Origin of the sequence: Pseudomonas sp. FSL R10-1350 (genome assembly GCF_009600525.1) — a bacterium.
GTDB lineage: Bacteria > Pseudomonadota > Gammaproteobacteria > Pseudomonadales > Pseudomonadaceae > Aquipseudomonas > Aquipseudomonas helleri.
In genome coordinates this window covers 18,389-44,472 of the sequence record NZ_WIVR01000045.1, presented here as the reverse complement: position 1 = coordinate 44,472, position 26,084 = coordinate 18,389, and the positions used below count along the sequence as shown (strand labels likewise).

The following is a 26,084-nucleotide window of genomic DNA, read 5'->3' as shown; positions in this document are numbered from 1 at the left end:
GCGTTCGGACAGCGTGGTTTAACGGGGCCTCTTAGATCAAGATCACAAGCTGGATCAAGATCAAAAGATCGCGAGGCAAGCTCGCTCCTACAAGGCCTTTAGAATCAATAACTTATTTTATGCTTGATAAGAGCGAGCTTGCCTCGCGATCTTTTGATCTGTGGTGTGCCCGTTAACTGCACAACGGCATTTCACCGATTTAGCCCTTACCGCGAGGCAGGCAGATCAAAATCCCGGATCAAAAGCCGCCCCTTCCTTTTGCTAGAGCCTTGGAATAGGGCCAGAATGCCCCACTCTATTAATAGAAGCGATGGCGCAAGGCTCATGTTTACAGCCGACCGTCTGGTAGAATCGCGTTTTTATGGCGGTGTGTAGCTGAAATAACTCGTCACACACCCGCAACCCCGTTGATGAGCGCTTACGCGCGAAGAGAGCCTGTATGACCGTCACCCTCAAAACTCCCGAGGACATCGCAAAAATGCGTGTCGCCGGCAAACTGGCCGCCGACGTACTGGAAATGATCGCTGAACACGTTAAACCCGGCGTCACCACCGAAGAGCTGGACCGCATTTGCCATGACTATATCGTCAATGTGCAACAGGCCATCCCTGCGCCGCTCAACTATAAAGGCTTCCCCAAGTCGATCTGCACCTCGATCAACCACGTGGTCTGCCACGGCATTCCGGGTGACAAGGCGCTGAAGGAAGGCGACACCCTTAACATCGACGTCACCGTTATCAAAGACGGCTATCACGGCGACACCAGCCGCATGTTCCATGTCGGCAAAGTGCCGGTCTGGGCTGAGCGCCTGTCGCAAGTGACCCAGGAATGCATGTACAAGGCCATCGAACTGGTCAAGCCTGGCTGCCGCCTGGGCGATATCGGTGAAGTGATTCAAAAGCACGCCGAAAAGAACGGCTTCTCGGTGGTTCGCGAGTTCTGCGGTCATGGTATTGGCAAGGTGTTCCACGAAGAGCCGCAAATCCTGCACTACGGGCGCGCGGGCACCGGCATGGAACTCAAGGCTGGCATGACGTTCACCATCGAGCCAATGATCAACCAGGGCAAAGCCGACACTAAAGTACTGGGCGATGGCTGGACGGCGATCACCAAGGACCGCAAGCTGTCTGCGCAGTGGGAACACACCCTGCTGGTGACCGACACCGGTTACGAAATCTTCACCCTGCGCAGCGATGACACCATCCCGCGGGTTTCGGCCTGACAGTAACCCCCACACATCCCACGACAGGAAAGCCAATCGATGCCGCAGGTGGATCCCGAACTTTTTGACCGCGGCCAGTTCCAGGCCGAATTGGCATTAAAGGCAAGCCCGATTGCCGCTTTCAAAAAGGCGATCCGCCAGGCACGCGAAGTGCTCGACGAACGCTTTCGCAAAGGCCGCGATATTCGACGATTGATCGAGGACCGCGCCTGGTTCGTCGATAACATCCTGCAACAAGCGTGGGACCAGTTCAGTTGGAGCGACCAGGCCGATATCGCCCTGGTCGCGGTGGGCGGTTATGGCCGGGGCGAATTGCACCCCTACTCCGACATCGACCTGCTGATCCTGCTCGACAACGCAGACCATGAGATCTTCCGAGATTCCATCGAGCGGTTTCTGACCCTGCTGTGGGACATCGGTCTGGAAGTCGGCCAGAGCGTACGCTCGGTCGACGAATGTGCAGAGCAAGCCCGAGCCGACCTGACTGTCATCACCAACCTTATCGAAAGCCGCACCATTGCTGGGCCCGAGCGCTTGCGTCAACGCATGCTCGAAGTCACCAGCACCGAACACATGTGGCCCAGCAAGGAATTCTTTCTGGCCAAGCGTGCCGAGCAAAAAGCCCGGCACCACAAGTACAACGACACCGAATACAACCTTGAGCCCAACGTCAAAGGCTCGCCCGGCGGCCTGCGCGATATTCAGACCATCTTGTGGGTAGCCCGTCGCCAGTACGGCACCCTGAATTTGCGCGCCCTCGCTGGTGAAGGTTTCCTGGTCGAAAGCGAACACGACCTGCTCTCTTCCTCCCAGGAGTTTCTCTGGAAGGTCCGTTACGCCCTGCACATGCTCGCTGGCCGCGCCGAAGACCGCCTGCTGTTTGACCATCAACGCAGCATCGCCGAATTGCTCGGCTTTACCGGCGAAGACACCAAGCAGACCATCGAAAACTTCATGCAGCAGTATTACCGGGTGGTCATGAGCATTGCCCAGCTCAGCGACCTGATCATCCAGCATTTCGAAGAAGTGATCCTGGCCCCGGAAGACGAAGCGCCACCGACGCCGATCAACTCGCGCTTTCAACTGCACGACGGCTACATCGAAGCCACCAGCAACAACGTGTTCAAGCGCACGCCGTTCGCCATGCTCGAAATCTTCCTGCTGATGGCGCAGCACCCCGACATCAAAGGCGTGCGGGCTGACACCATCCGCTTGCTGCGCGAACACCGCTACCTGATCGACGATGATTTTCGCAGTGACATCCGTAACACCAGCCTGTTTATCGAGCTGTTCAAATGCAAAATCGGCATCCATCGTAACCTGCGCCGGATGAACCGCTACGGCATTCTCGGACGTTACCTGCCGGAATTCGGCTTTATCGTCGGGCAAATGCAGCACGACCTGTTCCACATCTATACGGTCGATGCGCACACCCTGAACCTGATCAAGCACCTGCGCAAATTGCAGTACACCCAGGTCTCGGAGAAATTCCCGCTGGCCAGCAAACTCATGGCCAAACTGCCCAAACCTGAGCTGATTTACCTCGCCGGGCTGTACCACGATATCGGCAAAGGCCGCCACGGCGACCACTCGGAGATTGGCGCAGTGGACGCAGAAGCCTTCTGCATTCGTCATCACCTGCCCGCCTGGGATACACGGCTGATCGTATGGCTGGTGCAAAACCACCTGGTGATGTCGACCACCGCCCAGCGCAAAGACCTGTCAGACCCGCAAGTCATCCATGACTTTGCCCAGACTGTGATCGACGAAACCCATCTCGACTACTTATATGTGCTGACCGTGGCCGACATCAACGCCACTAACCCGACGCTGTGGAACTCCTGGCGCGCGAGCCTGTTGCGCCAGCTCTACACCGAAACCAAGCGTGCTCTGCGTCGCGGCCTGGAAAACCCGGTTGATCGCGAAGAGCAAATTCGCCAGACGCAAAGCGCCGCGCTGGACGTGCTGGTGCGCAACGGCAACGATCAGGACGATGTAGAGCAGCTCTGGTCGCAACTGGGCGATGACTACTTCCTGCGCCACACCTCGGCCGATGTGGCCTGGCACACCGAAGCCATCCTGCAGCAACCTGTAGACGGCGGCCCGCTGGTGCTGATCAAGGAAACCACCCAGCGCGATTTCGAGGGCGGTACGCAGATCTTCATTTATGCGCCCGACCAGCACGACTTCTTCGCCGTGACCGTGGCAGCCATGGACCAGCTCAACCTCAACATTCATGACGCGCGCATCATTACCTCCAGCAGCCAGTTCACCCTCGACACCTACATCGTGCTCGACAACGACGGCGACTCGATCGGCAATAACCCCGAGCGCATCGAAAAAATCCGCAAAGGCCTGACCGAAGCCCTGCGCAACCCGGACGACTACCCGAACATCATCCAGCGCCGGGTACCGCGCCAGCTCAAACACTTTGCTTTCCCGCCGCAAGTGACGATCCACAACGACGCCCAGCGCCCGGTCACCGTACTGGAACTCAGCGCCCCGGACCGTCCAGGCCTGCTGGCGCGCATCGGGATGATCTTCCTGGAGTTCGACCTGTCGTTGCAGAACGCCAAGATCGCCACCTTGGGCGAGCGCGTCGAAGACGTCTTCTTCATTACCGACGAAAACAATCAGCCATTGTCTGACCCACAACTGTGCATACGTTTGCAGGAAGCCATCGTGGAGCAACTAACGGTCAACAAAGACTCAACCCCAACCTGGCGCCTGAGCATCTAGCCGCCGAGTGAGACCCGCACCCAATGAACAACGCTCTAAACCAGTTGCAGCCTTACCCGTTCGAAAAACTGCGTGCCCTGCTGGGTAGCGTGCAGCCCAACGCCGATAAGCGCCCGATTGCGCTGTCTATTGGCGAACCGAAACACCGCTCGCCCGATTTCGTGGCCAAGGCCCTGGCAGACAACCTCGACCAGATGGCGGTCTACCCGACCACCCTCGGCATCCCTGCCCTGCGCGAAGCGATTGGTGGCTGGGCCGAGCGCCGTTTTAACGTGCCGGCTGCCTGGCTGGACCCGGCGCGCAACATCCTGCCCGTCAACGGCACCCGTGAAGCGCTGTTCGCCTTCACCCAAACCGTGGTCAACCGCAGCGACGACGGCCTGGTGATCAGCCCGAACCCGTTCTACCAGATCTACGAAGGGGCCGCGTTTTTGGCCGGTGCCAAGCCGCATTACCTGCCGTGCCTGGCTGAACAAGGCTTTAACCCGGACTTCGACTCGGTGTCGGTCGAGACCTGGAAGCGCTGCCAGATCCTGTTCCTGTGCTCGCCGGGCAACCCGACCGGGGCCTTGATCCCGCTGGCAACTCTGGAAAAGCTGATTGCACTGGCTGATGAGCACGACTTCGTGATTGCTGCCGACGAATGCTACAGCGAACTCTACTTCGACGAGCAAACCCCGCCAGAAGGCTTGCTCAGCGCGTGCGTGGCCTTGGGCCGCGAAGACTTCAAGCGCTGCGTGGTCTTCCACAGCCTGTCCAAGCGCTCAAACTTGCCGGGCCTGCGCTCGGGCTTTGTCGCCGGTGATGCCGAGATCCTCAAGGCGTTCCTTCTGTACCGCACCTACCATGGCTGCGCCATGCCGGTGCAAACCCAGCTGGCGAGCATTGCTGCCTGGAACGACGAAGAACACGTGCGCGACAACCGCGACCTGTACCGCGCCAAGTTCGATGCCGTGCTTAATATTCTGACGCCGGTACTGGATGTACAGCGCCCGGATGGCGGGTTTTATCTGTGGGCGAATGTCGTAGGGGATGACACGGAATTCTCCCGCGACCTGTTCGCTGAAGAACACGTGACTGTGGTGCCGGGTTCTTACCTGTCACGCGAAGTCGACGGCTTCAACCCGGGTGCCGGGCGCGTGCGCATGGCCCTGGTCGCGCCATTGGCCGAATGCGTAGAAGCCGCCGAGCGGATCCGCGACTTCATCCAGCGCCGCCGCTAAACCCAAATCTGTAGGAGCGAGCTTGCCTCGCGATCTTTTAGACGATCAAAAGATCGCGAGACAAGCTCGCTCCTACAGTAACCGCTGCCTTACTTCACCGTCCCCAGATTCGCTTCGCTCAAATCCAGATCACGCAAAATCTCGCTGAGCACGTCATCGCCGATCTCATGGTGGCGACGCAAGCTGTACAGCTCCAGACGCTGCGCCCTGAGCGCCTTGAGGCGCAAGCGGCTTTCCAGCAGGTCCATCTGCGAGGCCAACGCCTGCGCTTCAGCCGAGTCATTAAACACTTCGAGCTGATGGCGGTATTCAGACATGATCCGCGCCTTCAATTCAGCCGCCAGTGCTGCTTGGGCCGCGTCTTGCGGGCTATCGGCCGGCTCAACCACGTCTTCGGCTTCCAGCGCGTGAATCGCCGCCTCTGCCGTGCGCCGCCAGGCTTCGCGCACTTCTTTGCGCATGGCGTCGTCCGGGCTCTTTGGGATGCCGCGCAACAACAAAGGCAAGGCGATACACGCCGCCACCAGCGACAGCAAAATCACTCCCGCCGCAATAAAGATGAGCAGGTCGCGCTCAGGGAAGTCCACCCCCGCGCTGATCAACAACGGCACCGACATCACACCGGCCAACGTCACCGCACCGCGCACACCGCCCACCGTCAGCAACCAGCATGAACGCGCCGTCGGCACCAGGGTCAGGTCGCCCTTGCCGCGCCAGCGACGCAGCAGACCAAACAGGCGCCAGATGCTCTGCACCCAGATAAAGCGCAGCGCCAGCAGCACCAGAAATATCGCCACCACGTCCAGGCAGCGATAAAACAGAGTCGGCCACAAGGTCGTTTCGTGGCTGACCACCGCCTTGATGATGTCTGGCAGTTGCAAGCCCAACAGCAGGAAGATCAGGCCATTGAAGGCAAACTCCAGCAGCCCCCACACGCTGCGATTAAGCAGGCGCGTACTGGTTTGACGCGGCAAAAGATCCAGCCAGCTTTGCATCATCCCCGCCGCCACCGCTGACAAAATGCCCGAGGCACCCAAGCGCTCGGCCAATACATAAGCGGCAAATGGCAGCAGCAACATAAACACGACGTGGGTCGCCGGGTCATCCCAGCCGCGACCGATCATCCAGGCCCGCAGGCGCCCCACCAGCCAGCTCAGCGCCACACCGATGGCCAGGCCGCCACAGGCCACCAGTACAAAGGTCAGGCTAGCATTGGTCAGCGAAAACACCCCGGTGATGGCTGCAACCAGGGCAAATTTGAACGTCACCAGGCCCGAGGCGTCGTTCATCAGGGCTTCGCCCTGGAGCATATGCATCAGCGGGCCAGGCAGGCGATTCTGGGAAATGGCCGACACTGCCACGGCGTCCGTAGGTGACAGTACAGCAGCCAGGGCAAACGCCACCGGCAAGGGAATCGTCGGCAAGAGCCAATGAATGAAGTAACCCGCCCCGACCACGGTGAACAGCACCAAACCCACTGCCAAGGTCAGAATCGGCCCACGCAAACGCCAGAATTCACGCTTGGGCATGCGCCAACCATCCGAGAACAGCAACGGCGGCAAGAACAGAAACAGGAACAGCTCCGGGTCCAGTGCAACGTGCAAGCCCAGGGTTGGCCAGGCCAACACGGCACCCGCAGCAATTTGCACCAACGGCAGAGGTAAAGGGATCACACGCCCCAATAAACGCGAGACTCCTACTAACATCAGCAGGATGAGTACGGTATAGGCGGTTTGCATATCAACAAAATTCCCGAACAATCAGCGTTAACTGAATTCAAACACAGCTAGCAACAATTTTAGATCCAGCCTCATAGTAGCTTCAAATGGCTGACGTCGACCTTGAACATAAGTCTCAATGCGACTACCTGTCACAAGATCCTGCCAAGGTTGCAGGCAGCCTGCGCTCAAGCGCCTCGCCCATGGCATAATCCGCCACCGCTTATTTCCACGCATCTCCAAAGGAGGGGCAATTCAGTGACCGATTCGAGCAAGACGTTGCACCTTTTCGGCATCAAGGCCTGCGACACCATGAAAAAGGCTCGCACCTGGCTGGATGAACATGACGTGCGTTATGACTTCCATGATTACAAAAGCAGCGGTATCGACCGTGAACACCTGACTCAATGGTGCGACGAGCACGGTTGGCAAGTTGTGCTCAACCGCGCAGGCACTACCTTTCGCAAACTCGAAGACGAACAGAAAGCCGATCTCGACCAAGCGAAAGCCATTGAGCTGATGCTCGCCCAACCCTCGATGATCAAGCGCCCGGTGCTCGATCTCGGTAATAAAACCCTGATTGGCTTCAAGCCTGATCTTTATGCGGCGGCCCTTCTCTGAGCCAACTGGCTAAAGCCCGCCCCTTCTTTTTTTGTACGAGGTAATTGCATGTCTACTACCCTATTCAGCGCGGCCTTCGGTGTCGGCACTCAAAACCGTCAAGGCGCCTGGCTGGAAGTGTTCTACGCACAACCGCTGATCAACCCGTCGGCCGAACTGATCGCTGCGATCGCGCCGATCCTGGGCTACACCGGTGGCAATCAGGCAATCACCTTCACCACCGCTCAAGCCGCGCAACTGGCTGAAGCCGTCAAGCCGGTTGACGCTGCCCAGGCCGCGCTGCTGACCCGCCTGGCCGAAAGCCACAAGCCATTGGTTGCCACCCTGCTGGCCGAAGACGCCGCTCTGACCTCCACCCCGGAGGCTTACCTGAAGCTGCACCTGCTGTCCCACCGTCTGGTCAAGCCGCACGGCCTGAGCCTGGCGGGCGTGTTCCCGCTGCTGCCGAACGTGGCCTGGACCAGCCAGGGCGCCATCGACCTGGGCGAGCTGGCTGAGCGCCAACTCGAAGCCCGCCTGCGTGGCGAACTGCTGGAAGTGTTCTCGGTCGACAAGTTCCCGAAAATGACCGACTACGTGGTACCGGCTGGCGTGCGTATCGCTGACAGCGCGCGTATCCGTCTGGGCGCCTACATCGGCGAAGGCACCACAGTAATGCACGAAGGTTTCGTCAACTTCAACGCCGGCACCGAAGGCCCGGGCATGATCGAAGGCCGTGTTTCGGCGGGCGTCTTCGTCGGCAAGGGTTCGGACCTGGGCGGCGGTTGCTCGACCATGGGCACTCTGTCGGGCGGTGGCAACATCGTGATCAAAGTGGGCGAAGGCTGCCTGATCGGCGCCAACGCCGGTATCGGCATTCCATTGGGCGACCGCAACACTGTTGAGTCGGGCCTGTACGTGACCGCGGGCACCAAAGTCGCGCTGCTGGACGAAAACAACCAACTGGTTAAAGTCGTCAAAGCCCGTGAACTGGCCGGTCAACCAGACCTGTTGTTCCGTCGCAACTCAGAAACCGGCGCTGTGGAATGCAAAACCCACAAGTCGGCCATCGAGCTGAACGAAGCGCTGCACGCTCACAACTAAGCGTTTGTCTGCCACTGACGGGGCTGGCTGCTTGCCGCCTCGTCAACAGAGCCTTGAACACCATGCTTTTGCCTTCTCCCTGGCGCGCTGACTTTCCGGCCATCGCCGCCCTGCAACGTCAGGACCAGACTTATCTGGACAACGCTGCCACCACGCAAAAACCTCAAGCCCTGCTCGACGCACTGACGCACTACTACGCCAGTGGCGCCGCCAATGTGCACCGAGCCCAGCACCTGCCTGGCGCGCATGCCACTCAGGCGTTTGAGAACTCGCGCTGCAAAGTCGCCCAATGGCTCAACGCGGCTGACTGCGGGCAAATAGTCTTTACCCACGGTGCCACTTCGGCACTGAACCTTCTGGCTTACGGGCTGGAACACCTTTTCAATCCGGGCGATGAGATTGTCATCAGCGCCCTGGAGCACCACGCCAACCTGCTGCCCTGGCAGCAGCTTGCCCAGCGTCAGCAGTTAACCCTGGTGGTGTTGCCGCTGGATGCCGACGGCGTGATCGACCTTAACGCCGCCACCCGCCTGATTACCCCGCGCACCCGCCTGCTGGCTGTCAGCCAGTTGTCTAACGTGCTCGGAGTATGGCAGCCCTTGCCTGAGTTGCTGGCCCTGGCCAAAGCGCAGAACGCCTTGACCGTGGTCGATGGGGCCCAAGGCGTGGTCCATGGCCGTCAGGACGTGAATGCGCTGGGCTGCGACTTCTATGTGTTTTCCAGCCACAAACTGTACGGCCCGGACGGGCTGGGCGTTCTGTTTGGCCGCCATGGCGCACTGGCCAGCCTCAAGCACTGGCAGTTTGGCGGCGAGATGGTCCAGGACGCCGACTACCAGCACGCCACCTTCCGCCCTGCCCCGCTGGGCTTTGAAGCCGGTACACCGCCGATTGCCAGCGTGATTGGCTTGGGCGCGACCCTGAGCTACCTGAGCAGCCTCGACCAGAGCGCCGTCGACGCTCACGAAGCCGCGTTGCACGCGCTGCTGATTGAAGGCCTGCAACAGCGCCCCGGCATTCGCCTGCTGGGCTCGCCGCAACTGGCACTGGTGAGTTTTGTGGTCGAGGGCGTGCACAACGCCGACCTTGCCCACTTGTTGACCGAGCAAGGCATTGCCGTGCGGGCCGGGCATCATTGCGCCATGCCCCTGCTGAAAAGCCTTGGCTTGGCAGGCGCCATCCGCGTGTCGCTGGCGCTGTACAACGACTCAGATGACCTGCAACGCTTTTTCGATGCCCTCGACCAGGCCCTGGAGTTGCTGCAATGACCCTGCCCGCTGAGGCTCAGGCCGCCCTCGACAGCTTTGAACACTGCGCCAGTTGGGAACAACGCGCCAGCCTGCTGATGCAATGGGGCCAACGCTTGCCCGAGTTGGCCGAGGCCGACAAAACCGAGGCCAACCGCGTGCACGGCTGTGAAAGCCAGGTGTGGTTGGTGGGTGAATTAAAAGACGGCCACTGGCAATTTGCTGCCAGCAGCGATGCACGCTTGATTCGCGGGTTGGTGGCGTTGCTGCTGGCGCGGGTCAATGGCTTGTCCAGCGAGGCGCTGCACCACGTAGACCTGCCCGACTGGTTCAACCAGCTTGGCCTGAGCCGCCAGTTGTCGCCATCGCGCAGCAACGGGCTGAATGCGGTGTTGCAGCGGATGCGCGAGTTGTCTGCTTAACACTGACCCTGTAGGAGCGAGCTTGCCTCGCGATCTTTTGATCGTTTAAAAAGATCGCGAGGCAAGCTCGCTCCTACAACTCAGGGTTTGGCCTTGACCTTCTCTGAAGGTCGGCGCACGCCGGCCACGATCTTGTCCACGGCCTTGGTGGCCGCGACCATGCCGAAGGTCGCGGTAACCATCATCACGGCACCAAAACCGCCAGCGCAATCGAGCTTCACGCCATCGCCGACAAAACTCTTCTGCAGGCAAATGCTGCCGTCAGGCTTGGGATAGCGCAGTTGCTCGGTCGAAAACACGCACGGCACGCTGTAATGACGGGTTACCGTGCGCGAAAAGCCGTAATCGCGGCGCAAGGTAGAACGCACTTTCGAGGCCAGCGGGTCATTAAAAGTACGGTTCAAGTCGCAGACCTGAATCAGGGTCGGGTCAATTTGCCCGCCCGCACCGCCCGTGGTGATGATCTGGATCTTGCGCCGCTTGCACCAGGCAATCAGCGCCGCCTTGGCATTGACGCTGTCGATACAGTCGATCACGCAGTCAATGTTCGGGGTGATGTATTCAGCCATGGTTTCGCGGGTCACGAAATCCGCCACCGCATGCACGGTGCACTCCGGGTTGATCTCGCGCAGGCGCTCCGCCATCACTTCGACTTTGTCCCGACCAATGGTCGAGCTCAGCGCGTGCAACTGGCGGTTGCTGTTGCTGACGCACACGTCATCGAGGTCGAACAACGAGATTTCGCCGACGCCGCAGCGGGCAATGGCCTCGGCCGCCCACGAGCCGACACCGCCCACGCCCACAATTGCCACGTGCGCTGCACGCAGTCGTTCCAGGCCTTGCAGCCCATATAACCGGGCGACGCCGGCAAACCGTGGATCTTCTGTACTCATCACCAACACCCCAAAAACCGGCGCGCATTATAGGGGGCATGCGGGCCGTTGAGTATCTTTACCAAGCTCTATGCGACCAACACTGCTTTAATGACCCACTAGTTAACAAGACAAGAGCTACAAGCAACAAAGAAAGAACTTAAGAGTGCTCTAGCTGCCCAATGCGCGACCTGATTCCGTGCGCTGTACGGTAGGTCAGAGCGCAGTGTAGGATGCGCGCCGTTTGGCACCTGCCGATCGATCTTCGTTCCACTCCTTTTGGAACCCGAAAACGTTATGTCATCGCGTAAATTTGGACTCAACCTGGTGGTCGTGCTGGCCATCGCTGCCCTCTTCACAGGCTTCTGGGCGCTGATTAACCGCCCGGTATCCGCCCCCAACTGGCCTGATCAGATCTCCGGTTTTTCGTACTCGCCGTTTCAACAAGGCCAGTACCCGCAAAAGGACCAGTACCCGACCGACGATGAAATGCGTCGCGACCTGGAGATCATGAGCAAACTGACCGACAACATTCGTACCTACTCGGTCGACGGCACTTTGGGCGACATTCCCAAGCTGGCGGAAGAGTTCGGTCTGCGGGTGACCCTCGGCATCTGGATCAGCCCTGATCTGGAGCGCAACGAGCGCGAAATTCAAAAAGCCATCGAACTGGCCAATAACTCGCGCAGCGTCGTACGGGTCGTGGTCGGTAACGAAGCGCTGTTTCGCGAAGAAATCACCCCCGAAGACCTCGCCGTGCTGCTGGACCGGGTGCGGGCCGCAGTTAAAGTCCCGGTGACAACGTCTGAGCAATGGCACATTTGGGAGAAATACCCGCAACTGGCCAAGCACGTTGACCTGATCGCCGCGCACATCCTGCCGTACTGGGAATTTATCCCGGTCGACAAAGCTGGCCAGTTTGTTCTGGACCGCGCCCGCGACCTGAAAAAGCTCTTCCCGAAAAAACCGCTACTGCTCTCCGAGGTCGGCTGGCCGAGCAACGGCCGCATGCGCGGTGGCGCTGACGCGTCACCGGCTGACCAGGCCATTTACCTGCGTACGCTGGTCAACAACCTGAACCGTCGCGGCTACAACTACTTCGTGATCGAAGCCTTCGACCAGCCGTGGAAGGCCAGCGATGAAGGTTCGGTAGGCGCGTACTGGGGTGTATTCAACGCCGCCCGCCAGCAAAAATTCAACTTTGAAGGCCCGGTGGTTGCTATCCCGCAGTGGCGCGTACTGGCCATTGGCTCGGTGGTGATGGGCTTGCTGTCGCTGGCCTTGCTGCTGATCGACGGCTCGGCCTTGCGTCAACGTGGCCGTACCTTCCTGACCTTTACCGCATTCCTGTGTGGTTCGGCGCTGGTATGGATCGGCTACGACTACAGCCAGCAATACAGCACCTGGTTCAGCCTGACAGTGGGCTTCCTGCTCGGGCTGGGCGCGCTCGGGGTGTTTATTGTGCTGCTCACCGAGGCCCATGAACTGGCTGAAGCGGTCTGGATTCGCAAGCGGCGCCGTGAGTTTTTACCGGTCGAAAGCGACGATGCCTACCGCCCGAAAGTCTCGATTCATGTGCCGTGTTACAACGAGCCGCCAGAGATGGTCAAACAGACGCTCAACGCGCTGGCCAACCTCGACTACCCGGACTTCGAAGTGTTGCTGATCGACAACAACACCAAAGACCCGGCGGTGTGGGAACCGGTGCGTGACTACTGCGCCACCCTGGGCCCGCGCTTCAAGTTTTTCCATGTGGCACCGCTGGCCGGCTTCAAGGGCGGCGCGCTGAACTACTTGATCCCGCACACCGCACCAGACGCCGAAGTGATCGCGGTCATCGACTCCGATTACTGCGTCGATCGCAACTGGCTCAAGCACATGGTGCCGCACTTTGCCGACCCTAAAATCGCCATCGTGCAGTCGCCGCAAGACTACCGCGACCACAGTGAAAGCACCTTCAAGAAGCTCTGCTACTCGGAATACAAAGGCTTCTTCCACATTGGCATGGTGACCCGCAACGACCGTGACGCGATCATTCAGCACGGCACCATGACCATGACCCGTCGCTCGGTGCTCGAAGAGCTGGGCTGGGCTGACTGGTGCATCTGTGAAGACGCCGAGCTGGGCCTGCGGGTGTTCGAAAAAGGCTATTCCGCAGCCTATTCCCACAACAGCTACGGCAAGGGGCTGATGCCCGATACCTTTATCGACTTCAAGAAACAGCGCTTCCGCTGGGCCTATGGGGCGATTCAGATCATCAAGCGTCACGCGTCGAGCCTGCTGCTGGGCAAAAACACCGAACTGACCCGTGGCCAGCGTTACCACTTCCTCGCGGGCTGGTTGCCGTGGGTGGCTGACGGCATGAATATTTTCTTCACGGTGGGCGCCCTGCTGTGGTCGGCGGCGATGATTATTGTGCCGACGCGGGTTGACCCGCCGTTGCTGATTTTCGCCATCCCGCCGTTGGCGCTGTTTGTGTTCAAGGTCGGCAAGATCATCTTCTTGTACCGCCGCGCCGTGGGGGTCAACCTCAAGGACGCGTTTGCCGCAGCCCTGGCAGGCCTGGCGTTGTCGCACACCATTGCCAAAGCGGTGCTGTACGGCTTCTTCACCACCAGCATTCCGTTCTTCCGTACGCCTAAAAACGCCGACAACCACGGCTTTTGGGTGGCCATTTCGGAAGCCCGCGAAGAAGTCTTCATCATGCTGTTGCTGTGGGGTGCAGCGCTCGGGATCTTCCTGGTCCAGGGCCTGCCGAGCAACGACATGCGCTTCTGGGTGGTGATGCTGATGGTGCAATCGCTACCGTATCTGGCGGCGCTGATCATGGCCTTCACCTCGTCCCTGCCTAAGCCTGTTGAAGCCGAGCAGGAGCAACCCGCGGCATAAATTGCACGCAACCTCTAAACGGCGGCCTCTGGCCGCCGTTTTGCTTTAAGATAACCGCCCTTTTGTGCCGTGCCGCCCGCACTTGTCCCGCTTCGGAGTCCCTATCATGACGGCCCATGCCGACCTTTCGCCGACCCTGCAACTTGCCTGCGATCTGATCCGTCGCCCTTCTGTGACGCCGATCGACGCCGACTGCCAGAAGCTGATGATGCAACGCCTGGGTGATGCCGGCTTCAAGCTGGAACCGATGCGCATCGAAGACGTTGATAACTTCTGGGCCACCCACGGTAAACACGAAGGCCCGGTGCTGTGCTTCGCCGGCCACACCGACGTGGTGCCGACCGGCCCGGTGCACGCCTGGCAGAACGACCCGTTTGACGCAGTGATCGACGAACACGGCATGCTCTGCGGACGCGGCGCCGCCGACATGAAGGGCAGCCTCGCGGCCATGCTGGTCGCCGCTGAGCGCTTTGTTGCGGACTACCCGGACCACAAGGGTTCGGTTGCGTTTCTGATCACCAGCGATGAAGAAGGCCCGGCCCACCACGGCACCAAGGCGGTGGTCGAACGTTTTGCCGCGCGCAACGAGCGTCTGGACTGGTGCATCGTTGGCGAACCGTCGAGCACCACCCTGGTCGGTGACGTGGTGAAAAACGGCCGTCGTGGCTCGCTGGGCGCCAAACTCACCGTTCGCGGTGTTCAGGGTCACGTTGCCTACCCGCACCTGGCCAAGAACCCGATCCACCTGGCGGCACCGGCGCTGGCTGAACTGGCCGCCGAGCATTGGGATGACGGCAACGCGTTCTTCCCGCCGACCAGCTTCCAGATCTCCAACCTCAACTCGGGCACCGGCGCGACCAACGTGATCCCCGGTGATCTGGTGGCGGTTTTCAACTTCCGTTTCTCGACCGAGTCCACCGTTGAAGGCTTGCAGCAGCGCGTCGCTGATATCCTCGACAAGCACGGCCTGGACTGGCACATCGAGTGGGCGCTGTCCGGCCTGCCGTTCCTGACCGAGCCGGGCGCCCTGCTGGACGCCGTATCGTCGAGCATCAAACAGGTTACCGGCCGCGAAACCAAAGCCTCCACCAGCGGCGGCACCTCGGACGGGCGTTTTATCGCCACCTTGGGCACGCAAGTGGTTGAACTGGGCCCGGTCAACGCGACCATCCACCAGGTCAACGAGCGGGTACTGGCCAGCGATCTCGACGTGCTGACCGAGATCTACTACCACACCCTGATCAAGTTGCTCGCCTGATGCTCGCTTGCCCTATTTGCGCAGCGCCGCTGACGGCGCTCGACAATGGCGTGGCCTGCCCCGCGGGCCATCGCTTTGACCGTGCCCGCCAGGGTTATTTGAACCTGTTGCCGGTGCAGCACAAAAACAGCCGCGACCCTGGTGACAACCAGGCCATGGTTGAAGCCCGCCGCGATTTCCTCAACGCAGGCCACTATGCGCCGGTTGCCAAGCGTCTGGCCGAACTGGCCGCCGAGCGTGCCCCGCAGCGCTGGCTCGACATCGGCTGTGGCGAAGGCTACTACACCGCGCAAATCGCCGACGCCTTGCCCAATGCCGACGGTTACGCCCTGGACATCTCCCGTGAAGCGGTCAAGCGCGCCTGCAAGCGCAACCCGAACCTGAGCTGGCTGGTCGCCAGCATGGCGCGGGTGCCGATGGCTGATGCCAGTTGCCAGTTCCTTGCCAGCGTATTCAGCCCGCTCGACTGGCTTGAAGCCAAGCGTTTGCTCAGCCCCGGCGGCGGTTTGATGCGCGTAGGCCCGACCCGTGGCCACCTGATGGAGCTGCGTGAGCGGCTCTACGACGAGGTGCGCGACTACAGCGACAACAAGCATTTGGCCCTGGTGCCGGACGGCATGCAGTTGCAACACAGTGAAACACTGGAGTTCACCTTAAGCCTGAGCGAGCCCCAGGACCGCGCCAACTTGTTGGCCATGACCCCGCACGGCTGGCGCGCCAGTGCCGAACGCCGGGCACAGGTCATCGAAGACCCGGAGCCTTTAAAGGTGACGGTGTCCATGCGTTACGATTATTTCGTGCTTCAATAACCCTTTTACGGCCAGCCACCCCAGCGGCAGGCCCGACGAATCCGCGAATGGATTTTTCAGACACGCAGTGAGGACCATCCATGCGCCAGCCCGATATTGAGATTTACCTGAAGGACGCCACCCACAAAGAAATTGCCGCATGGCTTAGCACAGCGCTGGGCGAATGCACGGAGTGGGTACAAAAAGGCCAAACATGGAAATGCACCGCCGGCACTGTTCCAGTGATCTGGTTGCCAAAGGCCGTGGGCAAGTGGAGCAGCTTGTACCTGGAAAGCGACCAAACGCCGTGGGACGACGACATCGCCTGCGCCCGTGACGCCTTCAAGGCATTGAACGAAGAAGTCCGTTGCGCACCGGGCACCTGGATTGAAGAAGAAGGCGAAGAAGACGCCGACCGCTGGATCCGCGTCAGCGCAGACGGCGAAGAAGAAATCACCTGGCGCACGTCCTGATCCATACAGCAATACCCTGCAGGAGCGAGCTTGCCTCGCGATCTTTTTAAAGGATCAAAAGATCGCGAGGCAAGCTCGCTCCTACACGTTTTGTGGGGTTACAGCCCTACCACGTCTTCTGCCTGAAACCCTTTGTTACCGGCCACGCGGGTGTATTCAACCTGCTGGCCTTCGGTCAAGGAGCGATGGCCTTCACCGCGAATCGCGCGGTAATGCACAAACACATCACCCTCGCTTTCACTCTGGATAAAACCGTAGCCTTTGGCGTCGTTGAACCATTTCACATTGCCAGTCAAACGTGTGCTCATAGATCCTTCCCCCTTTTTATTTTTTGAATGGGCGCATTGGTTGGCCCGCCAAGAACTTTTACTCGAACTTAACTTTCCAAGACCTTGTCTTACGCCATAAGGCGAAAGAGGGTCGAGTATATGTCAGCGCGAAGAACACTCAATCAATATTAGTTCGCTGCTTTTTTGCCGATTTTCCAGAGATACGGCACACTACCAACCCGAGTAAACACTCGTTTTAATCCACTAACGCAGAAGCCGTATGACCCGCTCCCCATTCCACCGTCTCGTCTTTGGCGCCCTGCGTCGCTTGCTGTACCTGTGGGTACGTTCGGAGACTATTAACCAGTCCTCCCTGGCGCTGAGCCTGGACCGCAGCCGACCGGTGTTCTACGTCCTGCAATCGCCGTCGATCACCGAACTGGCGGTAGTCGATGCCGAGTGCACCAAAGTGGGTCTGCCACGCCCGGTATTGCCCGTTGCCGTCGGGGCCATGACTGAACCCGCTGCGTTCTTTTACCTGACCCCCGAGCCCGACTGGCTCGGCCGCCAGGACAAACGCGGCGCGCCGCCCACGTTGACCCGTCTGGTCGATGGCTTGACCCACAACCCGACTGAGGATGCACAAATCATTCCGGTCAGCGTGTTCTGGGGCCAATCACCCGACAGCGAGTCCAGCCCATGGAAGCTGCTGTTTGCCGACAGCTGGGCGGTTACCGGGCGTCTACGCCGCCTGTTACGCATTCTGATTCTGGGTCGAAAAACCCGTGTGCAGTTCTCTGCGCCGATCCATTTGCGCGAGCTGATCGACCTCAACAAAGGTCACGAGCGTACGGTGCGCATGGCCCAACGCATTTTGCGTGTGCATTTTCGTAACCTTAAAATCTCCACCATCGGCCCCGACCTCTCGCACCGGCGCACGTTGGTCAAAGGCCTGGTCAATGAGCCCGCGGTTCGTCAGGCCATCCTCGATGAGGCCCAGCGCGAGAATATTTCCCCGGAAAAAGCCAAGGCCCAGGCCCTGCGCTACGCCAATGAAATAGCCTCGGACTACACCTACACCGCCATCCGCTTCTTTGAAGTGATCCTGAGCTGGTTCTGGAACAAGATTTACGACGGCGTCAAAGTCAACGACATCAAGGGCGTGCAAGACGTCGCCCAAGGCCACGAGATCATCTACGTACCGTGTCACCGCAGCCACATTGACTACCTGCTGCTGTCCTACTTGCTGTTTCGCAACGGCCTGACCCCGCCGCACATTGCCGCCGGGATCAACCTCAACATGCCGGTGATCGGCCCGCTGCTACGGCGCGGCGGGGCGTTTTTCATGCGCCGCACGTTCAAGGGCAACCCGCTGTACACCTCGGTGTTTAATGAGTACATGCACACCCTGTTCACCAAAGGCTTCCCGGTGGAGTACTTCGTGGAAGGCGGGCGCTCGCGCACCGGGCGTATGCTGCAACCGAAAACCGGGATGCTGGCCATCACCCTGCGCAGCTTCTTGCGTTCTTCACGCACCCCCATCGTCTTTGTCCCGGTGTACATCGGCTACGAGCGCGTGCTCGAAGGCCGCACGTACCTGGGCGAACTGCGCGGCGCGAGCAAGAAAAAAGAATCGATTTTCGACATCTTCAAAGTCATCGGCGCTCTGAAACAGAAGTTTGGCCAGGTGGCGGTCAACTTTGGCGAGCCGATCAAACTGGCGGAGTTTCTCGATCAGGAACAACCCGACTGGCGCAAGCAAGAGCTGGCACCGCTGTACCGGCCTGACTGGTTGAATGCCACCACCAACCGCCTGGGCGAGAAAGTCGCCCGGCACCTCAACGAAGCCGCGGCGATCAACCCCGTCAACCTGGTGGCGCTGGCCTTGTTGTCGACCAGCAAACTGGCGCTCGACGACCGGGCGATGGCGCGGGTGTTGGACCTGTACCTGGCGTTGCTGCGGCGTGTGCCTTACTCGCCCCACACCACCCTGCCCGAAGGCGATGGCCAGGCCTTGATCGAACACGTCAAAGCCATGGACCTGCTGTCTGAGCAAAGTGACGCGCTGGGCAAAATCCTCTATCTGGATGAGCAGAACGCGGTATTGATGACGTACTACCGCAACAACGTGCTGCACATCTTTGCCCTGCCCGCCTTGCTGACCAGCTTCTTCCAAAGCTCGTCACGCATGACCCGCGAGCAAATCCTGCGCTACACCCGCGCGCTGTACCCGTACCTGCAATCGGAGCTGTTTATCCGCTGGTCACTGGACGAGCTCGACGGTGTGGTTGATCAATGGCTTGAAGCCTTTGTCGAGCAAGGGTTGCTGCGCTTCGAAAACGACATTTACCTGCGCCCGGCCCCCAGCTCACGGCACTTTGTGCTGCTGACGCTGCTGTCCAAGAGCATTGCGCAAACCTTGCAGCGCTTCTACATGGCCATCTCGCTGCTGCTTAACTGCGGCCAGAACACATTGAGCAGTGAAGAACTGGAAGACCTGTGCACGATGATGGCCCAGCGCCTGTCGATCCTGCACGGGCTCAACGCCCCCGAGTTTTTCGACAAGAGCCTGTTCCGTCACTTTATCGAGACATTGCTGGAGCAAGACGTGCTGCGCCGCGATGCCAACGGCAAGCTGAGCTATCGTGAAGTGCTGGGTGAACTGGCCGAAGGCGCGGCTAAACGCGTGCTGCCGCCTGAGATTCGCCTGTCGATCCGCCAGGTGGCACTGCATCGCAGTGAAGATGCACAAGACCAACCACCACCGCCGCTCGAAAAAACGCCTTAACCAAGAACACCCGACTACTCATACAGTGATTGGCCGGGTGTGCACATCGGCGACTTTATTCTTTTAGCCCTTTGGAAACTGCCATGAAAAAAATCCTTTTACTCAGCCTCACGGCCTTGCTCGGAGCCTGCAGCTCGATGAACTCCACTCCGCAAGCCACCCTCGACGGCGAAGTGTTTTACCTGCAACGCATCGCCCTGCCGCCCACCGCCACCCTTGAAGTGAGCCTGCAAGACGTGTCGCTGGCCGACGCCCCGGCCGTGACCCTGGCCAAGCAAAGCGGCACCATCAAAGGCCAGGTGCCACTGCCGTTCCACCTCACCTATGATCCGGCAGACGTCAAGCCAGGGCACACCTATGCGGTGAGCGCGCGGATCGAAGAAGACGGTAAATTGCTGTTTATCAGCACCGAACGCAACAGCGTTGACCTGAACGCCAAAACCCTGCAACCGATTCGCTTGCGCGTCGATCAGGTGCGTTAAGCAACTAATTGCTTATTCCCCTGTGGGAGCGGGCTTGCTCGCGATGGCAGCAACGCGGACATGCAGAACCACCGCACCGCCAGCATCGCGAGCAAGCCCGCTCCCACAGGTTCTTTAGCCCTCACTCAGGCTTTTTCACCCTGAACCACGCGGCATACAGCGCTGGCAAGAACAGCAGCGTCAAAGCCGTGGCCACGATCAGGCCGCCCATGATCGCCACCGCCATCGGGCCGAAGAACACGCTGCGTGACAGCGGAATCATCGCCAGCACCGCCGCCAGGGCGGTCAGCACAATCGGTCGGAACCGCCGCACTGTCGCTTCAATAATCGCCTGCCACGGGGCCAGCCCCGCCGCCTTGTCCTGCTCGATCTGGTCCACGAGGATCACCGAGTTACGCATGATCATCCCCGACAAAGCGATGGTGCCGAGCATCGCCACAAAGCCAAACGGCTTGTTGAACACCAGCAAAAACAGGGTCACACCGATCAACCCCAGCGGCGCGGTCAAAAACACCATCGCCATGCGCGAGAAGCTGCGCAGTTGCACCATCAGCAACGTCAGCACCACCACGATAAACAGCGGCACGCCGGCTTTCACCGAGTCCTGGCCGCGTGTGGAGTCTTCCACGGTGCCGCCCACTTCCAGCAAATAGCCATCCGGCAGTTCAGCGCGAACCCCTTCCAGGGTTGGCAAAATCTGCTGTACCAAGGTGGCCGGTTGCTCCTTGCCGTAGATGTCAGCGCGCACGGTGACTGTTGGCAAGCGGTTGCGGTGCCAGATGATGCCTTCTTCGAAGCCATATTCCAGCGTTGCGATTTGCGACAGGGCAACGCTCTGGCCGTTGTCGGTGGGCACCGACAAACTCGGCAGCAACGACAACTCGGTCCGCTCCTGAGGGGTGCCGCGCAGCAAGATCTCGATCAACTCGTTGTCTTCGCGGTACTGGCTGACGGTCGAGCCCAGCAAGGTGCTTTGCAGAAACCGCGACAGGTTGGCGGTGCTTACGCCCAACGCCCGCGCCCGGTCCTGATCAACATTGAGGTACACCACCTTGCTCGGTTCTTCCCAGTCCAGGTGCACGTTCACCACGTGCGGATTTTCGCGCACCTTGGCCGCCGCTTTCCGCGCCAGCGCCCGGACTTCTTCGATGTGTTCGCCGGTCACCCGGAACTGCACCGGATAGCCCACAGGCGGGCCGTTTTCCAGACGGGTGACCCGCGCACGCACCGTGGGGAATTGCTCGTTCAAGGTATCAATAAGCCAGGTGCGCAGGCTTTCGCGGTCTTCAATGGTCTTGGCCAGCACCACAAACTGGGCAAAGCTGGCGGCCGGCAACTGCTGGTCCAGCGGCAAGTAAAAGCGCGGCGAACCGGTGCCCGCGTAGGCCACGTAGTTTTCGATGCCAGGGTGATCCTTGAGCAGGTTTTCCAGGCGTTTGACCTGTTCCGTGGTGTTGCTCAGCGAGGCCCCTTCGGCCAGCTTCAGGTCGACCATCAGTTCAAAGCGGCTGGAGGCCGGGAAGAACTGCTGCGGGACAAACTTGAACAGCACCACCGAACCCAAAAACAGCAGCACGGTCAGCGCGATCACGGTTTTGCGGCGGCGTACGCACCACTCCACCAAACGTCGAATGCGCTGATAAAACGGTGTGCCATACGGGTCCGGAGCGCCCGCGCCGGTGCCGTGTTTGGCGGCATGCAGCTTGGCCAGATCCGGCAACAGCAACGCGCCCAGATACGGCACAAACACTACGGCAGCGATCCACGACGCAAGCAGCGCGATGGTGACCACCTGGAAAATCGAGCGGGTGTATTCCCCGGTGCTCGACTGCGCCATGGCAATCGGCAAAAAGCCCGCCGCCGTGATCAGCGTGCCGGTGAGCATGGGGAACGCGGTGCTGGTCCAGGCAAAACTCGCTGCCTTGAGCCGGTCGTAGCCCTGCTCCATCTTGATCGCCATCATTTCAACGGCAATGATCGCGTCGTCCACCAGCAGGCCCAGCGCCAGCACCAGCGCGCCCAGCGAGATCTTGTGCAGGCCGATGCCAAAGTAATGCATGGTGGCAAATGTCATCGCCAGCACCAGCGGGATGGTCAGGGCCACCACCATGCCGGTACGTACGCCCAGCGAGAAGAAACTCACCAGCAACACGATCGCCAGGGCCTCCACCAGCACCTGGACAAATTCGCCGACGCTGGTTTTTACCGCAGCGGGCTGATCCGACACCTTGGCCAGTTTCATGCCCGCCGGAAGGTTCCTTTGCAGGCGCTCAAATTCGACTTCGAGGGCTTTGCCAAGCACCAGAATGTCGCCGCCGTCTTTCATCGCCACGGCCAGGCCGATAGCGTCCTGCCCCATAAAGCGCATGCGCGGTGCCGGTGGATCATTGAACCCACGGCGCACATCGGCCACGTCGCTGATGCGCAACGTGCGCTCACCCACCCGAATCGGGAAGCGCTCGATCTCTTCAACGGTTTTGAAATTACCGCTGACGCGCAATTGCACGCGCTCGGTCGGGGTCTCAAAAAAACCTGCGGTCGAGACCGCGTTCTGTTCTTGAAGGGCTTGTTGCACGGCCGCCAAAGGCAAGCCCAGGGTCGCCAGTTTAAGGTTGGACAGCTCGATCCAGATCTTTTCATCTTGCAGGCCGAGTAACTCCACCTTGCCCACATCCTTGACCCGTTGCAGCTGGATCTGGATGCGGTCGGCGTAGTCCTTGAGTACCGCGTAGTCGTAACCTTCGCCACTCAGGCTGTAGATATTGCCGAAGGTGGTGCCGAATTCATCGTTGAAAAACGGCCCCTGCACGTCAGGCGGCAAGGTATGGCGAATGTCGCTGATTTTTTTGCGCACCTGATACCACAGGTCCGGGATGTGCGAAGAGTCCATCGAGTCGCGGGCCATAAAGGTCACTTGCGACTCGCCAGGCCGGGAAAACGAAACAATGCGCTCGTATTCGCCGGTCTCCATCAGCTTCTTTTCGATGCGCTCGGTAACCTGACGCGACACTTCTTCAGCGGTCGCACCCGGCCACAAGGTACGAATGACCATGGCCTTGAAGGTGAACGGCGGGTCTTCGCTTTGTCCTAACTTGGTGTAGGAAAGCGCACCTACCACAGCCAGCAACAGCATCAAAAACAGCACGATCTGGCGGTTGCGCAGCGCCCAGGCGGAAAGGTTGAAACCCATCGGGATTACTCCTTCACCGCGACATTGATCGTTCGGTTGGAACGATCAATAGGTCGTACCTCCTGCCCCTGATGCAGCACATGCACACCAGCCGAGACTATCCAGTCATTGGCCTTGAGCCCTTCGAGCACCGGCACGCTATTCTCGCCAAACGGCCCGACCCGCACAGGCACCTGCTCCAGTTTGTTGCCCTGGCCAACGCGCCACACATAGGTCGCGCCGTTTTCTGCGGTCAGGGCCGAGAGCGGAACCGACAGGGGGCTCACCCCTTCGCTCGGGATAAAGACCCGGGCACTTTGGCCCAGCTCGGCAGGGACTTTGCCTTCGGTGAAAGCGATTCGGGCGGCGAAGGTGCGCGATTTTGGATCGGCAGACGGCGACAGCTCACGAATCCGCCCACTGAAGCGCTGGCCCGGTTGCGACCACAGTTCAACCTTAACCGGCAGGCCGATCTTGAAACGGCCAAAGGCTTGTTCCGGCAAGCTGATGAGCACCTCACGCTCGCCATCGGCAGCCAGGGTAAACACGGTTTGACCGGCGGCCACCACTTGCCCCACTTCTACCTGACGCTGAGCGATCACGCCGTCTTGTGGCGCGCGCAACACGGCATAACTGGCCTGATTGCTGGCCACGTCCTGCTCGGCCTTAAGCTGCTGGAGCTTGGCTTCACCGGCGCGGTAGAGGTTTTCGGCATTGTCGAACTGCGAACGGCTGACCATCTGGCGGTCGAGCAAGGTTTTGTAGCGATCACGCTCGGCGCGCACCAGGTTCAAATTGGCCTGCCCCGCCGTGACTTGCGCGCGGGTGGCATCCAGTTGCAGCCGTACGTCTTGCGGGTCGAGTTCTGCCAGCGGCTGATTCGCCTTGACCCGCTCGCCTTCATCCACCAGGCGCTTGGTCACTTTGCCGCCGATGCGGAACGCCAGTTGCGGGTCAAACCGTGCCCGCACCTCGCCCGGATAACTTTGCATCGCCAACGCCGAAGGCTGCGGCTGAACCACCAGCGCCGGGCTAACAGTGACTTTGACGGGCTGCTCCTGCCCACACGCAGACAGCAAAAACACCAGACAGACAGGCAAAGCGCGGGGCAAGGCATGGCGCAACATGGGGATGACCTTTCGCTAATGAGGCTTGGAATATTTATACTGGACGGCATGTTATTAATACTAAACTCACCAGTCCAGTAATAAACGGCTATGTCTGACGATCATTTACCCCCCACTGCACTCGGACGCCCCAAGGACATGGCAAAACGCCAGGCCATCCTTGATGCGGCGAAATCCCTGTTTCTGACCCATGGCTATGCCAACACCAGCATGGATGCGGTCGCGACCCTGGCGGGGGTCTCAAAACTGACGGTCTACAGCCATTTCACCGACAAAGAGACGCTGTTCTCCTCGGCGATCCTCGCCAAGTGCTCTGAACAGTTGCCAGATTTGTTTTTTGAACTGCCCGACGGCGTACCGATTGAAACGGTCTTGCTCGCCATTGGCCGGGGGTTTGTGGCGCTGATCAACAGCGAAGAGTCGCTCAACCTGCATCGACTGATGGTGACCCTGGGCACCCAGGACCCGAAGCTGTCGCAGATCTTTTTTGAGGCGGGGCCGGAGCGGGTGGTGCTGGAAATGGAGCGCCTGCTGAACAAGATTCACAACACCGGCGCCCTGCGCATTGAGCGTGCGCATTACGCGGCGGAGCACTTCTTTTGCATGCTCAAGGGCTCACCCAACTTTCGCCTGCTATATGGCTACGGCGGCGTGCTGACCGACGAAGAAACCGAGGCGCATATACAGGAAGTGGTCGAAGTGTTTATGCGGGCTTATCGGGCGAACTGAAAGGCCCACACCCCCTGTAGCAGCGAGCTTGCCTCGCGATCTTTTTAACGATCAAAAGATCGCGAGGCAAGCTCGCTCCTACAGCGGGATTTATAGCGCTTAAGGCTTCAACGCCTTCTTCGGGTAGATGTCGTAACGGCTCGATTTGCCGTCCAGCGCGTGGCTCGGCTTGGGTCCGACAATGCACGGAGCCTTGCGCGGGCGCTTGACCACCACGCGGTGGGTGGCCAACGCCAACGCCGCCTCAAGCAAGGCCGGTGCGTCGTTGTCATCCCCTACTAACGGGCGGAACAGGCGCATTTCTTTCTTCACCAGGGCGGTTTTCTCTCGGTGCGGGAACATCGGGTCGAGGTAGATCACCTGCGGTGGCTCGCCTTCCCAGTTGCGCATCACCTCAATCGAATTGCCTTTGAGCAAGTGCATGCGCGACACAATCGGCGCCACCTCAAAGTCGTCCAGGCCACGGGCCAAACCGTCTTCCAGCAAGGCGCCGATCAAGGGCTGGCGTTCGATCAAGCTCATCTCGCAGCCCAGGCTCGCCAGCACGAATGCGTCCTTGCCCAGCCCCGCCGTGGCATCCAGCACGCGCGGGCGCACGCCCTGCTGAATCCCCACGGCCTTGGCGATCATTTGCCCGGTACCGCCACCAAACAAACGCCGGTGGGCTGCGCCGCCTTCAACAAAGTCGACCCGCACCGGGCCGGGGGCATCTGGGCCCAGCTGTTGCAACTGCAAACCCTGGTCGCCGATCTGCAAGGCAAAGTCAGCCTGCGGCTCGTCCAACGGCAGCCCCAGGCGCTCAGCCCATTGCTCGGCCAGGGCCTGATAAGCCTCGTCCAACGCTTCGACTTTGATACGACTGCCCGCTGCTTGCTCAATCATTTAAAACACGCTCAAAAATTTAATGATCGGCAAACGCTGCCGATAAATGAAATATCCGGCATTTTGCCAGAGCTGGGCGTCGA

The 26,084-nt window shown here is 59.9% G+C and carries 20 protein-coding genes; 14 read left to right on the top strand and 6 right to left on the bottom strand.

The window, feature by feature from the left end:
• Window positions 1-439: 439 nt before the first annotated feature.
• The 3 genes from map to dapC are packed head-to-tail and all read left to right on the top strand — an operon-like array spanning window position 440 to window position 5,184.
• Window positions 440-1,222, top strand: coding sequence for a type I methionyl aminopeptidase (gene map / locus GHO25_RS18240; RefSeq protein WP_153391637.1), 783 nt, complete (start codon window positions 440-442; stop codon window positions 1,220-1,222).
• A gap of 39 nt (window positions 1,223-1,261) precedes the next feature.
• The gene (locus GHO25_RS18235) at window positions 1,262-3,961 is read left to right on the top strand and encodes a [protein-PII] uridylyltransferase (RefSeq protein ID WP_153326186.1); all 2,700 of its coding nucleotides are present in this window, start codon (window positions 1,262-1,264) and stop codon (window positions 3,959-3,961) included.
• Between the two features lie 23 nt (window positions 3,962-3,984).
• On the top strand, window positions 3,985-5,184 hold the full coding sequence (dapC, locus tag GHO25_RS18230; RefSeq protein ID WP_153391635.1) for a succinyldiaminopimelate transaminase: 1,200 nt from the start codon (window positions 3,985-3,987) through the stop codon (window positions 5,182-5,184).
• A gap of 89 nt (window positions 5,185-5,273) precedes the next feature.
• Here dapC and GHO25_RS18225 read toward each other — a convergent pair whose 3' ends face one another.
• Window positions 5,274-6,923, bottom strand: coding sequence for a Na+/H+ antiporter (locus GHO25_RS18225; protein ID WP_048368106.1), 1,650 nt, complete (start codon window positions 6,921-6,923; stop codon window positions 5,274-5,276).
• A 237-nt stretch (window positions 6,924-7,160) separates the two neighbouring features.
• On the opposite strand from GHO25_RS18225, the gene GHO25_RS18220 reads away from it, so the two are divergent.
• From GHO25_RS18220 to GHO25_RS18205, 4 genes are all read left to right on the top strand, one after another.
• Window positions 7,161-7,523, top strand: a complete 363-nt coding sequence (locus GHO25_RS18220; protein WP_048368107.1) for an ArsC family reductase — start codon at window positions 7,161-7,163, stop codon at window positions 7,521-7,523.
• Window positions 7,524-7,571: 48 nt separating this feature from the next.
• Window positions 7,572-8,606, top strand: coding sequence for a 2,3,4,5-tetrahydropyridine-2,6-dicarboxylate N-succinyltransferase (gene dapD, locus GHO25_RS18215; protein ID WP_153326182.1), 1,035 nt, complete (start codon window positions 7,572-7,574; stop codon window positions 8,604-8,606).
• Between the two features lie 62 nt (window positions 8,607-8,668).
• Window positions 8,669-9,874, top strand: coding sequence for an aminotransferase class V-fold PLP-dependent enzyme (locus GHO25_RS18210; RefSeq protein ID WP_153391633.1), 1,206 nt, complete (start codon window positions 8,669-8,671; stop codon window positions 9,872-9,874).
• Window positions 9,871-10,275, top strand: a complete 405-nt coding sequence (locus GHO25_RS18205) for a SufE family protein (protein WP_153391630.1) — start codon at window positions 9,871-9,873, stop codon at window positions 10,273-10,275. Before GHO25_RS18210 ends, GHO25_RS18205 begins: the two co-directional genes overlap by 4 nt.
• Before the next feature lie 80 nt (window positions 10,276-10,355).
• Here GHO25_RS18205 and tcdA read toward each other — a convergent pair whose 3' ends face one another.
• Window positions 10,356-11,168 carry a tRNA cyclic N6-threonylcarbamoyladenosine(37) synthase TcdA gene (gene tcdA, locus GHO25_RS18200; protein WP_048368114.1) on the bottom strand — a complete coding sequence of 271 codons (813 nt, stop codon included), beginning with the start codon at window positions 11,166-11,168 and terminating at the stop codon, window positions 10,356-10,358.
• A gap of 276 nt (window positions 11,169-11,444) precedes the next feature.
• On the opposite strand from tcdA, the gene GHO25_RS18195 reads away from it, so the two are divergent.
• The 4 genes from GHO25_RS18195 (at window position 11,445) to GHO25_RS18180 (ending at window position 16,555) form a co-directional block, all read left to right on the top strand.
• Entirely contained in the window at window positions 11,445-14,036 is a 2,592-nt protein-coding gene (locus GHO25_RS18195) for a glycosyltransferase (RefSeq protein WP_048368115.1), read from the top strand.
• Between the two features lie 106 nt (window positions 14,037-14,142).
• On the top strand, window positions 14,143-15,294 hold the full coding sequence (gene dapE, locus GHO25_RS18190) for a succinyl-diaminopimelate desuccinylase (RefSeq protein WP_048385577.1): 1,152 nt from the start codon (window positions 14,143-14,145) through the stop codon (window positions 15,292-15,294).
• Window positions 15,294-16,103, top strand: a complete 810-nt coding sequence (locus tag GHO25_RS18185) for a putative RNA methyltransferase (protein ID WP_153391628.1) — start codon at window positions 15,294-15,296, stop codon at window positions 16,101-16,103. Before dapE ends, GHO25_RS18185 begins: the two co-directional genes overlap by 1 nt.
• An 80-nt stretch (window positions 16,104-16,183) precedes the next feature.
• Window positions 16,184-16,555: a hypothetical protein gene (locus GHO25_RS18180; RefSeq protein ID WP_153326172.1), complete on the top strand. Its 372-nt coding sequence runs from the start codon at window positions 16,184-16,186 to the stop codon at window positions 16,553-16,555.
• A 98-nt stretch (window positions 16,556-16,653) separates the two neighbouring features.
• On the opposite strand, the gene GHO25_RS18175 is transcribed toward GHO25_RS18180, so the two are convergent.
• Entirely contained in the window at window positions 16,654-16,863 is a 210-nt protein-coding gene (locus tag GHO25_RS18175; protein WP_048385582.1) for a cold-shock protein, read from the bottom strand.
• A 241-nt stretch (window positions 16,864-17,104) separates the two neighbouring features.
• Here GHO25_RS18175 and plsB point away from each other — a divergent pair, with 241 nt between their 5' ends.
• Both plsB and GHO25_RS18165 read left to right on the top strand, forming a co-directional pair.
• Window positions 17,105-19,612: a glycerol-3-phosphate 1-O-acyltransferase PlsB gene (gene plsB / locus GHO25_RS18170; protein ID WP_153391626.1), complete on the top strand. Its 2,508-nt coding sequence runs from the start codon at window positions 17,105-17,107 to the stop codon at window positions 19,610-19,612.
• 83 nt (window positions 19,613-19,695) lie between these two features.
• Window positions 19,696-20,094: a YbaY family lipoprotein gene (locus GHO25_RS18165; protein ID WP_123749714.1), complete on the top strand. Its 399-nt coding sequence runs from the start codon at window positions 19,696-19,698 to the stop codon at window positions 20,092-20,094.
• 121 nt (window positions 20,095-20,215) lie between these two features.
• Here the strand turns inward: GHO25_RS18165 and GHO25_RS18160 are convergent, their stop codons facing one another.
• Together GHO25_RS18160 and GHO25_RS18155 are read right to left on the bottom strand one after the other, a co-directional pair.
• Entirely contained in the window at window positions 20,216-23,284 is a 3,069-nt protein-coding gene (locus tag GHO25_RS18160; protein WP_153391623.1) for an efflux RND transporter permease subunit, read from the bottom strand.
• A gap of 5 nt (window positions 23,285-23,289) precedes the next feature.
• A complete protein-coding gene (locus GHO25_RS18155; RefSeq protein ID WP_153391621.1) occupies window positions 23,290-24,390 on the bottom strand; it encodes an efflux RND transporter periplasmic adaptor subunit in 1,101 nt (366 codons plus the stop codon).
• Between the two features lie 90 nt (window positions 24,391-24,480).
• Between GHO25_RS18155 and GHO25_RS18150 the strand changes: the two genes are divergently transcribed.
• A complete protein-coding gene (locus GHO25_RS18150) occupies window positions 24,481-25,119 on the top strand; it encodes a TetR/AcrR family transcriptional regulator (RefSeq protein ID WP_153326166.1) in 639 nt (212 codons plus the stop codon).
• Between the two features lie 99 nt (window positions 25,120-25,218).
• Here the strand turns inward: GHO25_RS18150 and GHO25_RS18145 are convergent, their stop codons facing one another.
• Window positions 25,219-26,001, bottom strand: coding sequence for a class I SAM-dependent methyltransferase (locus GHO25_RS18145; protein WP_153326164.1), 783 nt, complete (start codon window positions 25,999-26,001; stop codon window positions 25,219-25,221).
• Between the last annotated feature and the right edge of the window lie 83 nt (window positions 26,002-26,084).

Coding starts and splice junctions, on each gene's coding strand:
- map (WP_153391637.1), top strand. CDS start 440: ATGACCGTCACCCTCAAAACTCCCGAGGACATCGCAAAAATGCGTGTC.
- GHO25_RS18235 (WP_153326186.1), top strand. CDS start 1,262: ATGCCGCAGGTGGATCCCGAACTTTTTGACCGCGGCCAGTTCCAGGCC.
- dapC (WP_153391635.1), top strand. CDS start 3,985: ATGAACAACGCTCTAAACCAGTTGCAGCCTTACCCGTTCGAAAAACTG.
- GHO25_RS18225 (WP_048368106.1), bottom strand. CDS start 6,923: ATGCAAACCGCCTATACCGTACTCATCCTGCTGATGTTAGTAGGAGTC.
- dapD (WP_153326182.1), top strand. CDS start 7,572: ATGTCTACTACCCTATTCAGCGCGGCCTTCGGTGTCGGCACTCAAAAC.
- GHO25_RS18210 (WP_153391633.1), top strand. CDS start 8,669: ATGCTTTTGCCTTCTCCCTGGCGCGCTGACTTTCCGGCCATCGCCGCC.
- GHO25_RS18205 (WP_153391630.1), top strand. CDS start 9,871: ATGACCCTGCCCGCTGAGGCTCAGGCCGCCCTCGACAGCTTTGAACAC.
- tcdA (WP_048368114.1), bottom strand. CDS start 11,168: ATGAGTACAGAAGATCCACGGTTTGCCGGCGTCGCCCGGTTATATGGG.
- GHO25_RS18195 (WP_048368115.1), top strand. CDS start 11,445: ATGTCATCGCGTAAATTTGGACTCAACCTGGTGGTCGTGCTGGCCATC.
- dapE (WP_048385577.1), top strand. CDS start 14,143: ATGACGGCCCATGCCGACCTTTCGCCGACCCTGCAACTTGCCTGCGAT.
- GHO25_RS18185 (WP_153391628.1), top strand. CDS start 15,294: ATGCTCGCTTGCCCTATTTGCGCAGCGCCGCTGACGGCGCTCGACAAT.
- GHO25_RS18180 (WP_153326172.1), top strand. CDS start 16,184: ATGCGCCAGCCCGATATTGAGATTTACCTGAAGGACGCCACCCACAAA.
- GHO25_RS18175 (WP_048385582.1), bottom strand. CDS start 16,863: ATGAGCACACGTTTGACTGGCAATGTGAAATGGTTCAACGACGCCAAA.
- plsB (WP_153391626.1), top strand. CDS start 17,105: ATGACCCGCTCCCCATTCCACCGTCTCGTCTTTGGCGCCCTGCGTCGC.
- GHO25_RS18165 (WP_123749714.1), top strand. CDS start 19,696: ATGAAAAAAATCCTTTTACTCAGCCTCACGGCCTTGCTCGGAGCCTGC.
- GHO25_RS18160 (WP_153391623.1), bottom strand. CDS start 23,284: ATGGGTTTCAACCTTTCCGCCTGGGCGCTGCGCAACCGCCAGATCGTG.
- GHO25_RS18155 (WP_153391621.1), bottom strand. CDS start 24,390: ATGTTGCGCCATGCCTTGCCCCGCGCTTTGCCTGTCTGTCTGGTGTTT.
- GHO25_RS18150 (WP_153326166.1), top strand. CDS start 24,481: ATGTCTGACGATCATTTACCCCCCACTGCACTCGGACGCCCCAAGGAC.
- GHO25_RS18145 (WP_153326164.1), bottom strand. CDS start 26,001: ATGATTGAGCAAGCAGCGGGCAGTCGTATCAAAGTCGAAGCGTTGGAC.